The 14,868-nt window shown below is 40.8% G+C and carries 10 protein-coding genes; 1 reads left to right on the top strand and 9 read right to left on the bottom strand.

The features are described from left to right. Window positions 1-2: 2 nt before the first annotated feature. The 9 genes from VK159_RS12085 to VK159_RS12045 all read right to left on the bottom strand — a co-directional run bounded on the left by VK159_RS12085 (window position 3) and on the right by VK159_RS12045 (window position 13,746). Window positions 3-1,313, bottom strand: a complete 1,311-nt coding sequence (locus VK159_RS12085) for a gluconate:H+ symporter (RefSeq protein WP_324230395.1) — start codon at window positions 1,311-1,313, stop codon at window positions 3-5. A 27-nt stretch (window positions 1,314-1,340) separates the two neighbouring features. After that, window positions 1,341-2,510 (bottom strand): endo-1,4-beta-xylanase, encoded by a 1,170-nt coding sequence (locus VK159_RS12080; protein WP_324230394.1) that lies wholly within the window; start codon window positions 2,508-2,510, stop codon window positions 1,341-1,343. A gap of 46 nt (window positions 2,511-2,556) precedes the next feature. Beyond that, complete coding sequence (locus tag VK159_RS12075) at window positions 2,557-3,387, bottom strand: fumarylacetoacetate hydrolase family protein (RefSeq protein ID WP_324230393.1); 831 nt, start codon at window positions 3,385-3,387, stop codon at window positions 2,557-2,559. Between the two features lie 18 nt (window positions 3,388-3,405). Next, window positions 3,406-4,272 (bottom strand): alpha/beta hydrolase, encoded by an 867-nt coding sequence (locus VK159_RS12070; RefSeq protein ID WP_324230392.1) that lies wholly within the window; start codon window positions 4,270-4,272, stop codon window positions 3,406-3,408. A 13-nt stretch (window positions 4,273-4,285) separates the two neighbouring features. Further along, window positions 4,286-5,305, bottom strand: a complete 1,020-nt coding sequence (locus VK159_RS12065; RefSeq protein WP_324230391.1) for an SMP-30/gluconolactonase/LRE family protein — start codon at window positions 5,303-5,305, stop codon at window positions 4,286-4,288. Window positions 5,306-5,359: 54 nt separating this feature from the next. Further along, on the bottom strand, window positions 5,360-7,078 hold the full coding sequence (locus tag VK159_RS12060) for an IlvD/Edd family dehydratase (protein ID WP_324230390.1): 1,719 nt from the start codon (window positions 7,076-7,078) through the stop codon (window positions 5,360-5,362). Between the two features lie 39 nt (window positions 7,079-7,117). Further along, window positions 7,118-8,698, bottom strand: a complete 1,581-nt coding sequence (locus VK159_RS12055; RefSeq protein ID WP_324230389.1) for an aldehyde dehydrogenase (NADP(+)) — start codon at window positions 8,696-8,698, stop codon at window positions 7,118-7,120. Between the two features lie 225 nt (window positions 8,699-8,923). Beyond that, window positions 8,924-10,519, bottom strand: coding sequence for a SusD/RagB family nutrient-binding outer membrane lipoprotein (locus VK159_RS12050; RefSeq protein ID WP_324230388.1), 1,596 nt, complete (start codon window positions 10,517-10,519; stop codon window positions 8,924-8,926). Window positions 10,520-10,524: 5 nt separating this feature from the next. Beyond that, window positions 10,525-13,746 (bottom strand): SusC/RagA family TonB-linked outer membrane protein, encoded by a 3,222-nt coding sequence (locus VK159_RS12045; protein WP_324230387.1) that lies wholly within the window; start codon window positions 13,744-13,746, stop codon window positions 10,525-10,527. A 229-nt stretch (window positions 13,747-13,975) separates the two neighbouring features. Between VK159_RS12045 and VK159_RS12040 the strand changes: the two genes are divergently transcribed. Next, window positions 13,976-14,863, top strand: a complete 888-nt coding sequence (locus VK159_RS12040; RefSeq protein WP_324230386.1) for an AraC family transcriptional regulator — start codon at window positions 13,976-13,978, stop codon at window positions 14,861-14,863. Window positions 14,864-14,868: the final 5 nt, after the last annotated feature.

Below are 14,868 nucleotides of genomic sequence, written 5' to 3'. Positions count from 1 at the left end.
GATTAGATGAAGTAGTTTAATAGCAAAACCCCTAGCAACCCTAAAACAGAAATGAGGGTTTCCATCACCGTCCACGATAAAAATGTTTGTTTGAGTGTAAGATTAAAAAACTCTTTGAACATCCAGAAACCCGAATCATTGATGTGTGAGCCAAATACACTGCCTGTTCCCACAGCCAGCACCATCAATTCCGGCGACACAACTCCCGAAGCCACTAAAGGAGTAACCACACCTGCAGCAGTTATGCCCGCAACTGTAGCAGAACCAATTGCAACACGCAACATTGCAGTAACAACCCATCCAAAAATTAGCGGCGGCATTTGCCATTTACCACTGAACGAAGCAATGTATTGATCAGTGCCGCTATCCTGCAACACTTGCTTGAATACACCGCCTGCTGTAATGATCAATAAGATGAGTGCAATGCCGGAAATTGCATCAGCCAGCCATTTCATAGTTGTTTCCATTGTTTTACCTGCCCTGATACCGAAGTACCAGATCGCAATAAAAACGGTTAACAATAATGCAATGGTTGTATCGCCAATGAAAAGAATTACTTTCTTCAATAATTGATCGGGCAAAAAATTATCAGCAATTACAGCCAGTGTAATTAACAGCACAGGTAACAAGCCAATTAAAAAACTGGGAAATGCAGCAGGTAATTCACGTTCGGGAGTTTGTTGAGGAGAAAGAAATGTTCCTGCAATTTTCACTTCTATACGTTGCAGTACACGGCCTAAAAAAGGACCAGCCACTATTACAACCGGTATTGTGATCATCAAACCATAGATCAATGTTTTGCCCATATCTGCATTAAATGCATTTACCAGGAAAACAGGACTTGGATGCGGCGGAAGAAAACAATGTGTGGTAGATAACGATGCAGCCATTGGAATAGCAACGTATAACAATGGAAGTTTTGCTTTGCTTGCAATGGAAAAAACCAGCGGCACTAATATGATAAAGCCTGCGTTATAATAAAGTGGAATGCCAATTAAAAAACCAGTGAGCAGTACAGCCCATTGGATATTTTTTTGTCCGAACCCATTGATCAGCGTAGTGGAAATTTTTTCAGCAGCCCCACCTGCTTCCAGTACTTTACCAAGTATTGCACCAAGACAAATGATAAGCGCCAATCCTCCTAATGTATTACCAACTCCTTTTTCAACTGATTTAATAACCTGCATCGGTTCCATACCGAGAAAAAGACCGGCAAGAATGGCCACCAGCAACAACGATAAAAACGGACTTACTTTTTTATAAGTCAAAAATATCTGCAAACAAATGGCAAGAAAGATGACAAGCAATTCCATAATTATTTCGTTGAGTTCGCTGTATTATTATTTCAGCTTCGCCGGAACATTCAATACAGCATTGAGTGCAGGTTTTGGCTGATGATTTCGATCCCATAGCAACGGGTAATTCGTACGGTTCGGAATTGGATAATCATTTTTCCAATTCATTCCATCCTGCACACCCCACAAAGTAACTCTTGCAATTTTTTCTTTTCGCTTGTAAAAGATAGCGAATAGTTCTTCATAACGTTTGGTCAATAAATTTTGAATACTATCCGGCAATCCATTCCTGTACGGATCAAGGAAGGTTTTAAATTCTTCGAGTTGAAATTGTTTATCACTCATTCCCTGCCCAATGATCTGCCCTTCTTTTGTTAATGGCAGTACATCTACATCCAGTTCAGTGATCATCACTTTTACACCACACGCCGCATATGCATCAATAGCCGCTTCAATGTATTCAGTTTTTGGATAGTTCAATCCCCAATGACCTTGTATACCCACTCCATCGATGCGGATGCCTTCTTTCTGCAACATTTTTACAAGGCGAACAATGCCGTCTCTTTTTGCAGGACGCCATGCATTAAAATCGTTGTAGTATAATTCTGTATTGGGAGCAAACTCGCTGGCAAACTTAAACGCATACTTTACCAATGTATCACCATTGCCAAATGCATTCACCCATGTGGTGGGGCGATAGCTGCCATCGTTATCAATTACTTCATTCACCACATCCCATGCATGTACTTTTCCTGCGTACCGACCTGCAACTGTTTTGATATGATTGCGAAGCTGCTCGATCTGTTCTGCTTTTGAATTTGGTTTGCCGGCTGCATTGGTAAAAAACCACGCTGGAGTTTGATTGTGCCAAACCAACGTATGACCAATGATAAACATTTTATGTTTTTCACCAAAAGCTACAAATGCATCTGCCGGACCAAAATTAAAAACGTTTGGTTGCGGATTGATCAATGCAGCTTTCATGCTGTTCTCCAACGTAATTGTATTGAAGTGTTTCACCACAATATCCTGCGATGCTTTTGCTGAACCTGAAACGATCGGATCGTTCACCGCAACGCCCATAAGAAAGGCATCTTTATAAACGTCTTTCAAAACCAATCCATTACTAGCTCCTTTACCTGCACGTTTCGATTGACTGCAACCAAATAATAACACGATAGACGCAAACGAAAAAAAGAGAATTAGTTTCACCATGATCTGTTTTAATGATCGATACGTTATTCCTGTAAAAAGGAAATAATTATTTTACTGTGTTTTGCAACGTGCCGATGCCATCAATGCTGATGCTGATTTCGTCACCACTTTGCAAAGTAAAATCGCTGCCGGGAACGATTCCTGTTCCTGTCATGATCAAACAACCATACGGAAAACTGCTTTCACGATAGATAAATGAAACCAGTTCCTGTGGCGTACGTTTCATTTGACTGATAGCAATTGTTCCTTCAAATACTACTGCCGCATTTCGTTTAATAGAAAGATGAATCGATGTTTCGGGCTTGAGCGCTTCATTTGTAAGATAAATACATGGACCTACTGCTGCACAACCATCGTATGTTTTTGCTTGTGGCAGGTACAATGGATTTTCGCCTTCAATACTGCGGCTGCTCATATCGTTACCAACTGTATAACCAATAATTTTCCCGGAAGATGTAACCACCAGTGTGAGCTCCGGTTCAGGTACATCCCATGTACTGTCTTTACGGATGCGAACAAAATCATTATGACCCACAACACGATGAAACGAGCTTTTGAAAAAACATTCAGGTCGTTCGGCTTCATATACTTTACTGTAAAAATCAGCGCCACCTGCTGCTTTGCTTTCTTCCTGCCGGCCCACCATACTACGATAGTAGGTTACACCACAAGCCCATAACTCCTGGTTGCTGCCCATAGGTGGCAACACTTCACTAATTAATGTTTTATCGGATGCAGACAATTTAGAAGTAAGCGCTTTTGCTTTTTCAAACACATCATCATTGTTAATAAACTCATCCCAGTTTTCATCTGTAACTAAAAAAAACTGATTGGCCTGTTCAATAACAACTCCTGCTTTGGTCTTAAATAATTTCATGTTTGTATGATTATCTGTTTATTTATTTGTGATATCACTCCATAGCCAGATCAATGATTCCGGCAATATACTGCCTCCATGTTTGCCGCTATGTGTGCCTGTGCCTTTTTCAAATTTAAATTCATAGCCTTTGAATTTAAAGGCCGATTCCATTTCCAAATTAGCAAGCCACCAGTTTCCATGTTCGTTATCAAGATCATTTGTGCCGTCCTGCATAAATATTTTGATGTCTTTCTTTTTATGCTTGCGGATGATCGATGGATAGTTATTACCTCCACGGATATTTGTGTAGCTCCCGATATGACTCAATACTTTGCTGAAGTATTCAGGATGTTCCCATGCAGCTGTAAATGCACAAATGGCTCCACTTGATAAACCACCTATGCCATGCATCTTAGGATCGTTGCTGATATTATATTTCCTTTTCAGTTCAGGAATAATTTCATCCATCAGCATTGTTGCATAACGATCATCCAAAACATCATATTCATCAGCACGGTTTCTTGACGCATACCTGTTTTGCGGATAGTCCTTTGTATTGTGACCCGGATTTACAAACAAGCAGATCGTAACAGGTAATTTCTTTTGATGAATTAAATTATCATACACAATAGGAACACGAAAATCACCGGAATCATTTACATAGCTATGCCCATCCTGGAAAACCATTAATGCTGCAGGTTTCGATACATCATATTGTGCAGGTATGTAAACATAGTACTCTCTGAAATTATTATAGAGCTTGCTTTGCCATTCGTGTTTTGTAACAGTTCCGCCTGGTACACCCTCTTTTCGTTGCGAGTTCGGCCCCAGCATATAAAGCGAATCCTGCGCTGCACATGCAACGGATGTAGTTAGAAAAATGAGGAATAAAAATTTCTTCACGATGGCTGATAATTTATTTTCTCATTTTAAAACGCAATACCTGCATATCGTTGCTGATGTACAAAGTTTTTTCATCAGCACTCAGTGCACAGTTCGATGTGGGGTTTTTGAGTTTTAGTTTGCCCAGTACCTTTCCTTCTTTGTTGAAGATCCAGATACCGCCGGGTCCTGTTGCAAATACATTACCGTTTTTATCAACCTTCAATCCATCAGGTGAGCCGGGTTGCCCTTTTGCAGAAGCAATATCATTGTAAAAAAGTCGGCCGTTCGTTAAGGAATCACCAACCACATCAAAAAGAAACCAGTTTGGATTTTTCCAATCGGAACTGGCGATAATGATTTGCTTTTCACCGGGAAGAAATGCGATTCCATTGGGGCGTGGAATACTATCCACCAATAAGATCACTTCACCATTGGTTTTTACTTTGTACACTCCGTTGAATGGAATTTCTTTTTTTGGATCATTATCTCTTTGCGACTCTAATCCATAAGGTGGATCAGTAAAAAACAATTCACCTGCACTGTTGTACACTGCATCATTCGGACTGCTCAAACGTTTACCTTGATATTTATCTGCCAACGTAATAAACTTCGCAGTTGGTTGATCAAGTGGCGCATCCATTCGTGCCATCTGTCTGTTTCCATGCTGACATAAAACAAGATTTCCATTTGCATCTAATAGCAAACCATTGCTACCCGTTTCACCTCCACGCTTTACAGTATCGGTATAACCGGAAGGAGTGAGATATACTTCTTTGCCTTTTGCTTCTGTCCATTTGTAAACTGTATTGGTTGGAACATCAGAGAACAACAGCATATTTTCTTTTTCGATCCACAAAGTTCCTTCGCTCCATTCAAAACCTTCGGCGATGATCTCTGCTGTTGCATCTGCATTAACAATTGAATCTAATGCAGCATCGATTCGTTCAACTGTTCCTGTTGTCTTATACTCACTCATAGTTTGTTTCTCTTCATTACTGCACGAAAGCATGACAATTACTGCAATAGTGAATATTGATTTATATAACCTCATATTTTTAATAACCCTTTTTTATCTTTTGTATCAGCGTCATCTGTGTTTCTATCATCAATGTGAATCTCTCGTTACCACACTACCCGAACTTCCCTGTAAGAAATCAAGATCAGCACCTTTATCTGCGCCCATCACATGTTTAATATACATGCTTACATAACCACGGGTAGCTGCAGGTTTGGGTGCAAGCCATGCTTCTTTCCGTTTTGCTAACTCCTCATCACTTACATGTAACTGCAATAATCTTTTCTCTACATCCAGTTCAATCATGTCGCCATTCTGTACCAATGCCAATGCGCCACCGATTGCACTTTCAGGCGATACATGCAATACAGCTGTACCATATGCTGTGCCACTCATTCGTCCATCGCTGATGCGCACCATATCTTTGATTCCTTTCTCTAATATTTTTTTCGGTAATGCCATATTACCCACTTCCGGCATACCGGGATAACCAACAGGACCAACATATTTCAACACCATTACACAGGTTTCGTCTATATCAAGTTCCGGATCATCAATGCGTGCATTATAATCTTCAATGCTTTCAAACACTACCGCCCGGCCTGTATGTTTCATCAATGCCGGTGTAGCAGCTGATGGTTTAATGACTGCACCATTTGTTGCAAGATTTCCTTTTACCACAACACAACCTGCTTCCGGTTTTATTGGTGATTCATATTTTGCAATCACATCTTCGTTGTAACATTCTGTATTGCCAACAATATTATCATGATGATTTTTTCCTGTAACGGTAATCACATTTTGATGCAGTTCCTTTTTCAATTCATTTAAGATAACCGGCAAGCCGCCTGCATAATAAAAATCTTCCATTAAGTACGATCCCGATGGCATCAGGTTTAACAGCAACGGAATTTTGCTACCGAGCGTATCAAAATCTTCCAAGTTTAATTCAACACCAATTCTTCCTGCAATAGCAGTGAGATGAATTATGAAATTGGATGAACCACCAACTGCAGCATTTACTTTGATGGCATTTTCAAATGCTTCCCGTGTTAATATTTTATCGATGGTTAAATTTTCTTTCACCATTTCTACAATACGTCTGCCACTTAATTGCGCCATTACTTTTTTTCTGCTGTCTGCTGCCGGTATTGCTGATGCACCGCTCAATGTTAATCCTAACGATTCAACCATTACTGCCATGGTGCTTGCAGTGCCCATTGTCATACAATGACCAATACTTCTGCTCATACAACTCTCAGCATATTCAACTTCTTCCTGGCTCATCTTGCCCGTCTTCATGTCTTCATCAAACTTCCACACATGTGTACCGCTGCCGATGGTTTGTCCTCTGTAACGTCCATTCAACATTGGTCCGCCAGGAACAACAATCGTTGGCAAGCCTACACTCGCTGCACCCATCACTGTTGATGGAGTTGTTTTATCACAACCTGTCAACAACACTACTCCATCAATAGGGTTGCCTCGAATACTTTCTTCTGCATCCATGGCAGCCAGATTACGAAACAACATTGCTGTTGGTTTCAACAATGTTTCACCCAAACTCATGATGGGAAATTCCAATGGAAAGCCACCTGCTTCCAACACACCACGTTTCACTGCTTCTGCATGATCACGAAAATGTGCATTACAAGGTGTGAGTTCACTGAACGTATTGCAAATGCCAATCACCGGACGTCCATCAAACATATCGGTGGGCATACCCTGGTTTTTCATCCAGCTACGGTAAATAATTCCGTCTTTATTTTTCTTACCAAACCAATCGTGGCTTCTTAAATGTGTACTCATCTTCCTTGATTTATTAATTTCATGGTTTGCCTTGAGCGGCTAATTTAAATCTTTATTTGTCCTTTCACCGTTAATCAACCTCCAAATAACCAGTGTGTTTTTATTCTTTAATTCAAGCGGTAATAACGAGTCGGGCATGTTCTGATAGCAAACCGGCCTTGTGAAACGATAGATCGCTGCTGTGCCAACTGATGTAGACTTACTATCGGTAGTTGATGGGAATGGACCTCCATGTACCATTGCACTGCATACTTCTACACCTGTAGGAAATCCGTTTATTACAAGCCGACCGACTTTTTGTTCGAGAACATCAATCAATTCTTTGTACTCTGTTAACTCATCTTCTGTTCCGTGAACAGTAGCGGTAAGATGACCGGAAAGTTTTTTAGCGATATCGATCATTTCCTTTTTTCCTGCAGTAGTAACAGCAATACTTGCAGGTCCAAAAATTTCTTCACTTAATTCCGGGTTATTAGTAAATGTTTCACTGTTAGTTGAGAAAAGTACCGGTGTTGCAATGTTATTTTCTTTTGCAGCATTACCCACTGCCAGTTGTGCTACACCATTTACATGAACATGTTGCTCTACAGCTTTTGTATAAGACTCAAAAATAGAAGGTGCCAACATCACACCTCCATTTGTTTTTTCAAACTCCTGTTTCAATGCACTTGTAAATCCGTCTTCATTCTCTTTGTAAAATAAAATGCCTGGGTTTGTACAGAATTGTCCAACGCCCAATGTTACTGATCCGGAATAGCCAGCGGCAATTGCTGCACCTCTTTCTTTCATTGCTTGCGGTAAAATAAACACAGGATTACTGCTTCCCATTTCTGCATAAACAGGTATCGGTTCAGGACGGCTTACAGCAGCATCATACAATGCTTTGCCTGCTTTATAAGATCCTGTAAAGCCAACTGCTTTTACGTGCGGGTGTTTTACTAACTGAATACCGGTTGTAGTACCATCACCATAAAGCAAAGAAAAAACACCATCCGGCATATTAGTTTTACGTGCAGCCATTTGTATTGCTTTGCCAACTATTGAAGATGTTGCGGGATGAGCACTATGTGCTTTCACAATAACAGGGCAACCTGCTGCCAATGCAGAAGCTGTATCGCCACCGGCAACAGAAAACGCTAATGGAAAATTACTTGCACCAAAAACCACAACAGGTCCTATGGCGATATGCATAAAACGAATATCAGGTTTGGGTAACGGAACACGATCTGGTATTGCTGTTTCAATTCGTGCATCAACCCAGGAGCCTTCACGCAGTAACGCAGCAAACATTTTCAGTTGATTCACCGTTCTTCCTCTTTCACCTTCGATGCGTGCCTGCGGCAGACCGGTTTCGCTGCTGCAAACAGAAAGCAGTGTATCGCCGGTATTCATAATTTCTGCTGCGATCGTTTCTAAAAAAACAGCTTTCTCTTCTCCGCTTTTTTTATAATACTCTTGAAAAGCTGCTGCTGCTTTTTCAACTGCCCTGTCTACTTCTGTGGATGTAGCTTTCGAAAAAGTAAATTCGTTATTCAATGCGGTGGCCGGATTGTGGGAAAAAAAAGTTTCACTTCCTTCATCCGAAAACTGATACCCAATGATCTGTTTCTCTTTTATCATGTTTAAAATTTCATTCATTATAATTATGCTGTATGGAAAAGACCCTTTGTAAATACAAAAGGTCTATTTCTAACGATAGATTGCTATGCAAGTTTTATGTTTCTTTAGCTATTTGCAATAAACTATTTCAGTCTCACATTTTTTTCAATACATTCTGATTGTAAGAAAAGACTTCGACTAAAAACAGGATCAACTGATTGATAATTTCACTGAACCTTTTTGATGTTATAACTTATCCCAAAATACCCTGGATGATAATTTATCTCCACCAATAGCCGCAGCGCCGGCATTATAGTTCGCAGTATTGGAAGATGCTTCAAGATCAGGATAAGAAAGCCTCCTTGCAAAACCAACACTGCCAAGCGCTCCGGCAACAGGGTTGGGTGTTAAAGCAGGGAATCCGCTTCTTCTGAAATTTGCAAATGCTTCTGTTCCGTTTCTGATATTCACGATCCAGTATTGAGTATTGATCAGCTTAAGTGCATCGGCAGGAGTGTAGACCACGCCGGGATCATTTAAATAGGCAGTAACTTCTGCACCGGAAATAGGAGTTGTGCCGGTATAAAGAGAGTAGACTGCCATGTCGGCCGTAATCGCATTATCATAATAGATCTTGGCCTGTGCATCACCTCCCGGTATCCAGCCTCGCTTAGCTGCCTCTGCCAGCAGTAATGATGTTTGCGCATAGGTAACCCAGAACTCGGGAACACCCGGAGCAGCAACGATATTTACATTAAACTGTGAATAATTTAGTCCCGATCCTCTGGCACCTCTATACGGACTTCCTGCAGCTAATATCTGATCACTGGTAACGCCAATTGGAACGCCATATTGATTTGCTAAAACCATATCGGGCGTAAGATTGTTTGCAATAGCACCGGGATCCGGATATTGTGCGATCAGGAACTTACCCCTTGGATCATTTGTTACTTTCAATTGATTTACAAACGGCTCTGCTGCATAGTTGAATTGAGAGAAGTTACGTAATGCTGCATTGTCAGGCTGCGAAAAAGCTGTTCCATCATTTTTTACAAACGCATTATCTGCGTTTGATGTCATCACTCCACCGGCAAATGCTTCTGCTACAATGTTCGCAGCTTTTGTAGGATCAAGCTTGCTGTAACGCATTCCCAAACGTAACAATAATGAATTGCCTAATTTTTTCCATTTCGTCGCCTGGTCTGAAGCGTTTGTAGTTTTGGTTGATGGCTGTGCATTTGCACCATAGAAAAGATCTGCGGAAATATATTCACCACTTGTACTTAATGCAGCGATTGATTCTTTCAGTTCTTTGTACAGGTCATCATAAATGGCTGCATCATCATCATATTTTGGAAAAAACAACGCATCGGAAACCGCCTTCCCGGCCTCTGAGTAAGGAACATCACCGTAGTCATCAACAAGGCCCATAAACACCTGTGCTTTCCAGATACGGATCATGCTTCTTAAATTAACACGGGTTGTATTGGTGCCCAGGATATTCAATGCCTGGGTAAGATTTTTTACCGGTGCTGCGTTACCGTTAGAACCACCGGCATAGGATTGATCCCATTTTGGATTACTGTTTCCGTCAATATCTACATTGAAACTAAAACCCTGGTTAGCACCTGTGTTGTACGGAACCACAAATTGCTGCACAATGATATGTTCTGCATTCCATGTACCGATATGTGTTCGTTGGGCACCGGCTAACAACAGAGCAGGATCAATTGATGTTACCGCATATGGGTTCGTGTTTATTTTTTCAAAATCCTTATCACAGGCTGTAAGAAAGCAGCCGCTGCAAATAATAAGGATCAGTTGTTTAAATATTTTCAGCATGTCAATTAGAATTTAACATTTAAAGTAAGATTGTAATTACGTGTAGTAGGTAATGATGAATTCTCATAACCTGCCCTGATGTCACCAGATGACTGAACAGCTTCAGGATCAAGACCCGGTAAATCTTTGTAAAGAATTGCCACATTGCGGCATGAAGCAGACAATGATAACCCTTTAACAAACTTGAACAGTGATACTTTGTTTATAAGACTGGTCAAATTATACGCTACAGAAATGTTTCTGAGTTTGATAAAATCAGACTTGAATGTAAACGGATCGCCAATCTGATCATTCCTGTAACCTGTCCATAAATTTTGCAAACCATTACCTGCAACTGTAATCGCAACAGTATTGGGTAAGCCGGTATTTACATTAACACCAGGAAATACATAACCACCTTCACGACCAGTCAACGACAATTTGCTATGCCCTTGTCTTGTCATGTTCAACAGCGTAGAAGACAATACGGTACCTCCAAACTTATAGTCAACGTTTATACCAAGACTCAGATTCTTATAAGTGAACGTGTTATTCCATCCACCAGTAAACTTAGGGATTGCACTTCCTACAGGGTTAAAACCACCTGTAATACCTTTCGGATTTGTATTTGATGGCAGCGGACGACCATCATTACCTACAAGAATTTCGCCTTTGGCATTTCTCCTGTATGTTCTTGTATACAGTTGGTTCATTGCCAAACCTTCTGTATATCTTATTTCCCCGAGGAACTCATTTCCTGTACCATTAAAATAAAGCAACAGGATTGTTCCACTTGGATTACCCACATTCAGGACTTCTGTTTTAAGAAACGCATTATTCCAGGAAGTAGTCCAGCTAAAATCTCTTTTTTGTACTGCTTTGTATTCCACCAGGGTTTCCAAACCGCTGTTTTTTAGTGAGGCTTCATTTTGTTTTGAAGTAGCATACCCCGATGCAGTGGAAAGATTTACATCAATAATCTGTTCGGTGGTTACTTTCTCAAATGCTGCAACATCGATCAACAACCTGTTCTTAAACAACCTTAACTCCAGGCCTATTTCTTTTTCTGTTACAGTAAATGGCTGTAATAAGGGGTTAGGTGCTCCGTTGCCATTGATACTGGCTGTTGTTTGACCATTGAACAGATTTGCACCAAGTCCATATGTGAGTACGCCATCATAAGGATTAACTAAGGCAACACTACCTACCTGTGCCCAGGAAGCTCTCAGTTTACCAAAAGAAAGCCAGTTTAAATTCTTTAATAGCTGGGAGAAAACAAAACTACCCGATACAGATGAATAGAATTTACTGTTATTGCTGGGATTCAAAATTGAAAACCAATCATTTCTTCCGGTAGCATTGAGGAATAAAAGTCCGTTATATCCTAACTCAAGCGAGCCATAAAGTGAGTTAACACGTTGCTGGCTATAATTATAACCATCACCTGCGCCTTTTACTGTACCATTCCTGTAAGAATAAAGATCAGGAACAGTAAAATTAGTTGCTGTTTGCACCATGTTTTTCCACTCTGAGCGTAATGTATTTCCACCAACACTTGCGTCAACAGAAAACTTGCCAATCTGATTGCTGGTACCAACAAGGAAATCAGCATTGATGTCGGTTGTGGTGGTTTTGTTCAGATTATAACCACCCCTGTATGTAACAGTAGGAGTGGTAGTGGCAATTCTTGTATTGGCCCCTGTGCCATTCAGCGTAAACCATTCTGCGAAATTATCGCCACGATCGTAGTTGAACCGACCCTGCGCATAGAGCCAGTCTGTAATATCGTATCGTAAGGTAGTAGTTCCAAGTAGACGGTTTCTGTCTTCTTTATATTTCTGTCCGTTTTGCAAGGCAAAGTAGGGGTTATTAACGGTTCCCTGGAAACCGTTGGTTCTCCATTCTGCACCTGTAGCAGGATCTTTTGCACTGGTCCTGTAGGCTTCAATTGGAACAGAAATGGGCATACGTGTAAAGAAGTTTACAGCGCCATCGCCCTGTGTACCTATTTGAGGCGGGTTAATATAATCTTCATCTGCGTAGTTCACGTTCACAAGTAATCTGAGTTTTTTAGCAATCGTTTGATTGATACCCACGTTGAAGATTCTACGCTTATATTCATTGCTTGGTACAATACCTTTGGCACTTGTTGTTGAAATAGAAGTTCTGAAACTTCCGTTTGTACCACCACCAGACATGCCAAGTGTATTGGTCAAGTTTGTTCCTGTTTGCAGGAAGTCGAAAAGCTGATGCGGATAAGCAGAATAAGGACGCATTTGCCCATCGAAATTGATGGTAGGTAGTCCATCTAATTTGGCACCCCATCCAAACTGGCCATTACCTTGTATTTGTGCAGCAGTTGTAAACTTGTTACCGCCCTGGCCCTGACCATATTCAGTCTGAACGATTTCGTCCATAAAATTCAATGCCTGTGAAGAAGTATAACTGGACGTAAAATCAACTCCGATACCGGAATTTTTTGAACCCGATTTGGTAGTAATGATAATGGCACCAGCAGCAGCTCTTGAGCCATATAATGCAGCGGCAGCAGCTCCTTTCAACACGGTCATACTTTCAATATCATCAGGATTAATGTTTGCTAAATTATCACCACGGTCACGTTGCTGACCAGCGCCTTCAGCATTTCGTACACCCTGATCCATGGGTAGACCGTTAATCACTAAAAGGGGGGAGTTTGTTGCACCTGCAAAACCAACTTGTCCACGCAGGCGAATTTGATTACTGGCACCGGCACCTGCAGCGGGAGGTGTGATGTTTAACCCGGCAACCTTTCCTACTAGCGATTCACCGAGGTTGGTGGTTCGCTGCCTAACGAGTTCATCCGCATTAACAGATGTTGTGGAATAACCCAGCTTTTTTGCAGCACGTTTCTCACCCAACGCTATCACTACCACTTCCTCCATGTTTGTTTCAGAGCGGGTGAGCGTTACAGAAACAGTTGTTCTGCCGCTGACGGGAACTTCTAAATTTACAAATCCAATAAAGCTAAACATTAATACGTCTGTCCCGGAAGCAGTAATGCTGAAATTACCGGAAGCATTGGTGACCGTTGCTCTGTTTGTACCTTTTACTGCTACGGTTGCTCCGTTAACAGGATTTTTTTCCTCATCCAGCACAGTGCCGGTAACTGTTTGCGCATTTGCTGCTGTAAGAATTGTTAAGAGGAAGAATGAAACCAGAAGCCGGATCAAACCCGTATTGGTTACGGCTTGAAATTTTACCTTCATAATGCAATCGTTTTGGTTATGTGATGAGTGACTTGTGGGAATTGGCATGTTGACCCACATTACGAGAACTTATGCTAAAGTATCTACATGGTGAAGCAAAAACTTCCAATAAAAAACTTCGTTGAATTTTGCAAATGCAGTTGAGATAAATTGATTTTCTTTATACACGCTGTTACTTATAACAACAATTGCGGAACGATGATTTCCTAAAGCTTGCTCTGGTTTATATATGAATCAATTTGTGCTTTGCCATAATGCTGCCTCGGAGTTGCGATTGTTTCCGCATATTCTTGAAATAGGCGTAATCAAAAATCCTGCAATACGTCTAAATGGTTTCCCTTGTGAAATTGATCGTTGTTTTAAGTTGTATTATATACAGGAAGGGAAATTTGAATGGAGTATCAATGATCGGCTATATACACTCTTCCCCGGTGATGTTGCATTGATATTACCCGGCACTGCATTTGGCAATGAAAGTAATGTACTGGAGATCGGTTGCTTTTCATGGATCCATTTGCAGATTGGCAAAAATGAAAAAGGTGAACTTGAAAATCCTGCGTGGAGCAGTTTGTCTGAAGCAGAGAGCTATGCCATCAATAAAATATTACAATCGGACCACACACCCATACTTCAAAAATTTACGGATGCCGGTGTTATTCTGAAAGGAATACAAACTGAGTTATTTAAACAGGAAATCGGTTTTCAGGCGAGAGTTAATCATTTGATCGATGAAATATTTATACAGGTCAGCAGGCAGTTTACAAGAATGTCGAACCCCGGACGTGACTTTCCAAAAACGTTCATGAAGCTGGAACAGGAACTTCGTCAAAATCTTTCGCACCAATGGACGGTAGAAGAAATGGCAGCATTAGTGGGATTGGGTACAACACTGTTCAATGAGAAAGTAAAAAGTTATTCCGGATTTTCTCCGCTTAACTATTTGATCAATATCCGTATTTCAGAAGCGATCAAATTATTGAAGATACCGAACATCAGCCTCACAGATATTGCACTGGATACAGGCTTTTATTCATCACAACATTTTTCGACCACGTTTAAAAAGTTAACCGGCTATACACCCAGTGAATTCAGAAAAAACCATATTGGAACAAACTAATTTAT

Source organism: Lacibacter sp. (assembly GCF_035299325.1).
GTDB lineage: Bacteria > Bacteroidota > Bacteroidia > Chitinophagales > Chitinophagaceae > Lacibacter.
This window is presented reverse-complemented; position numbering and strand designations above follow the sequence as displayed.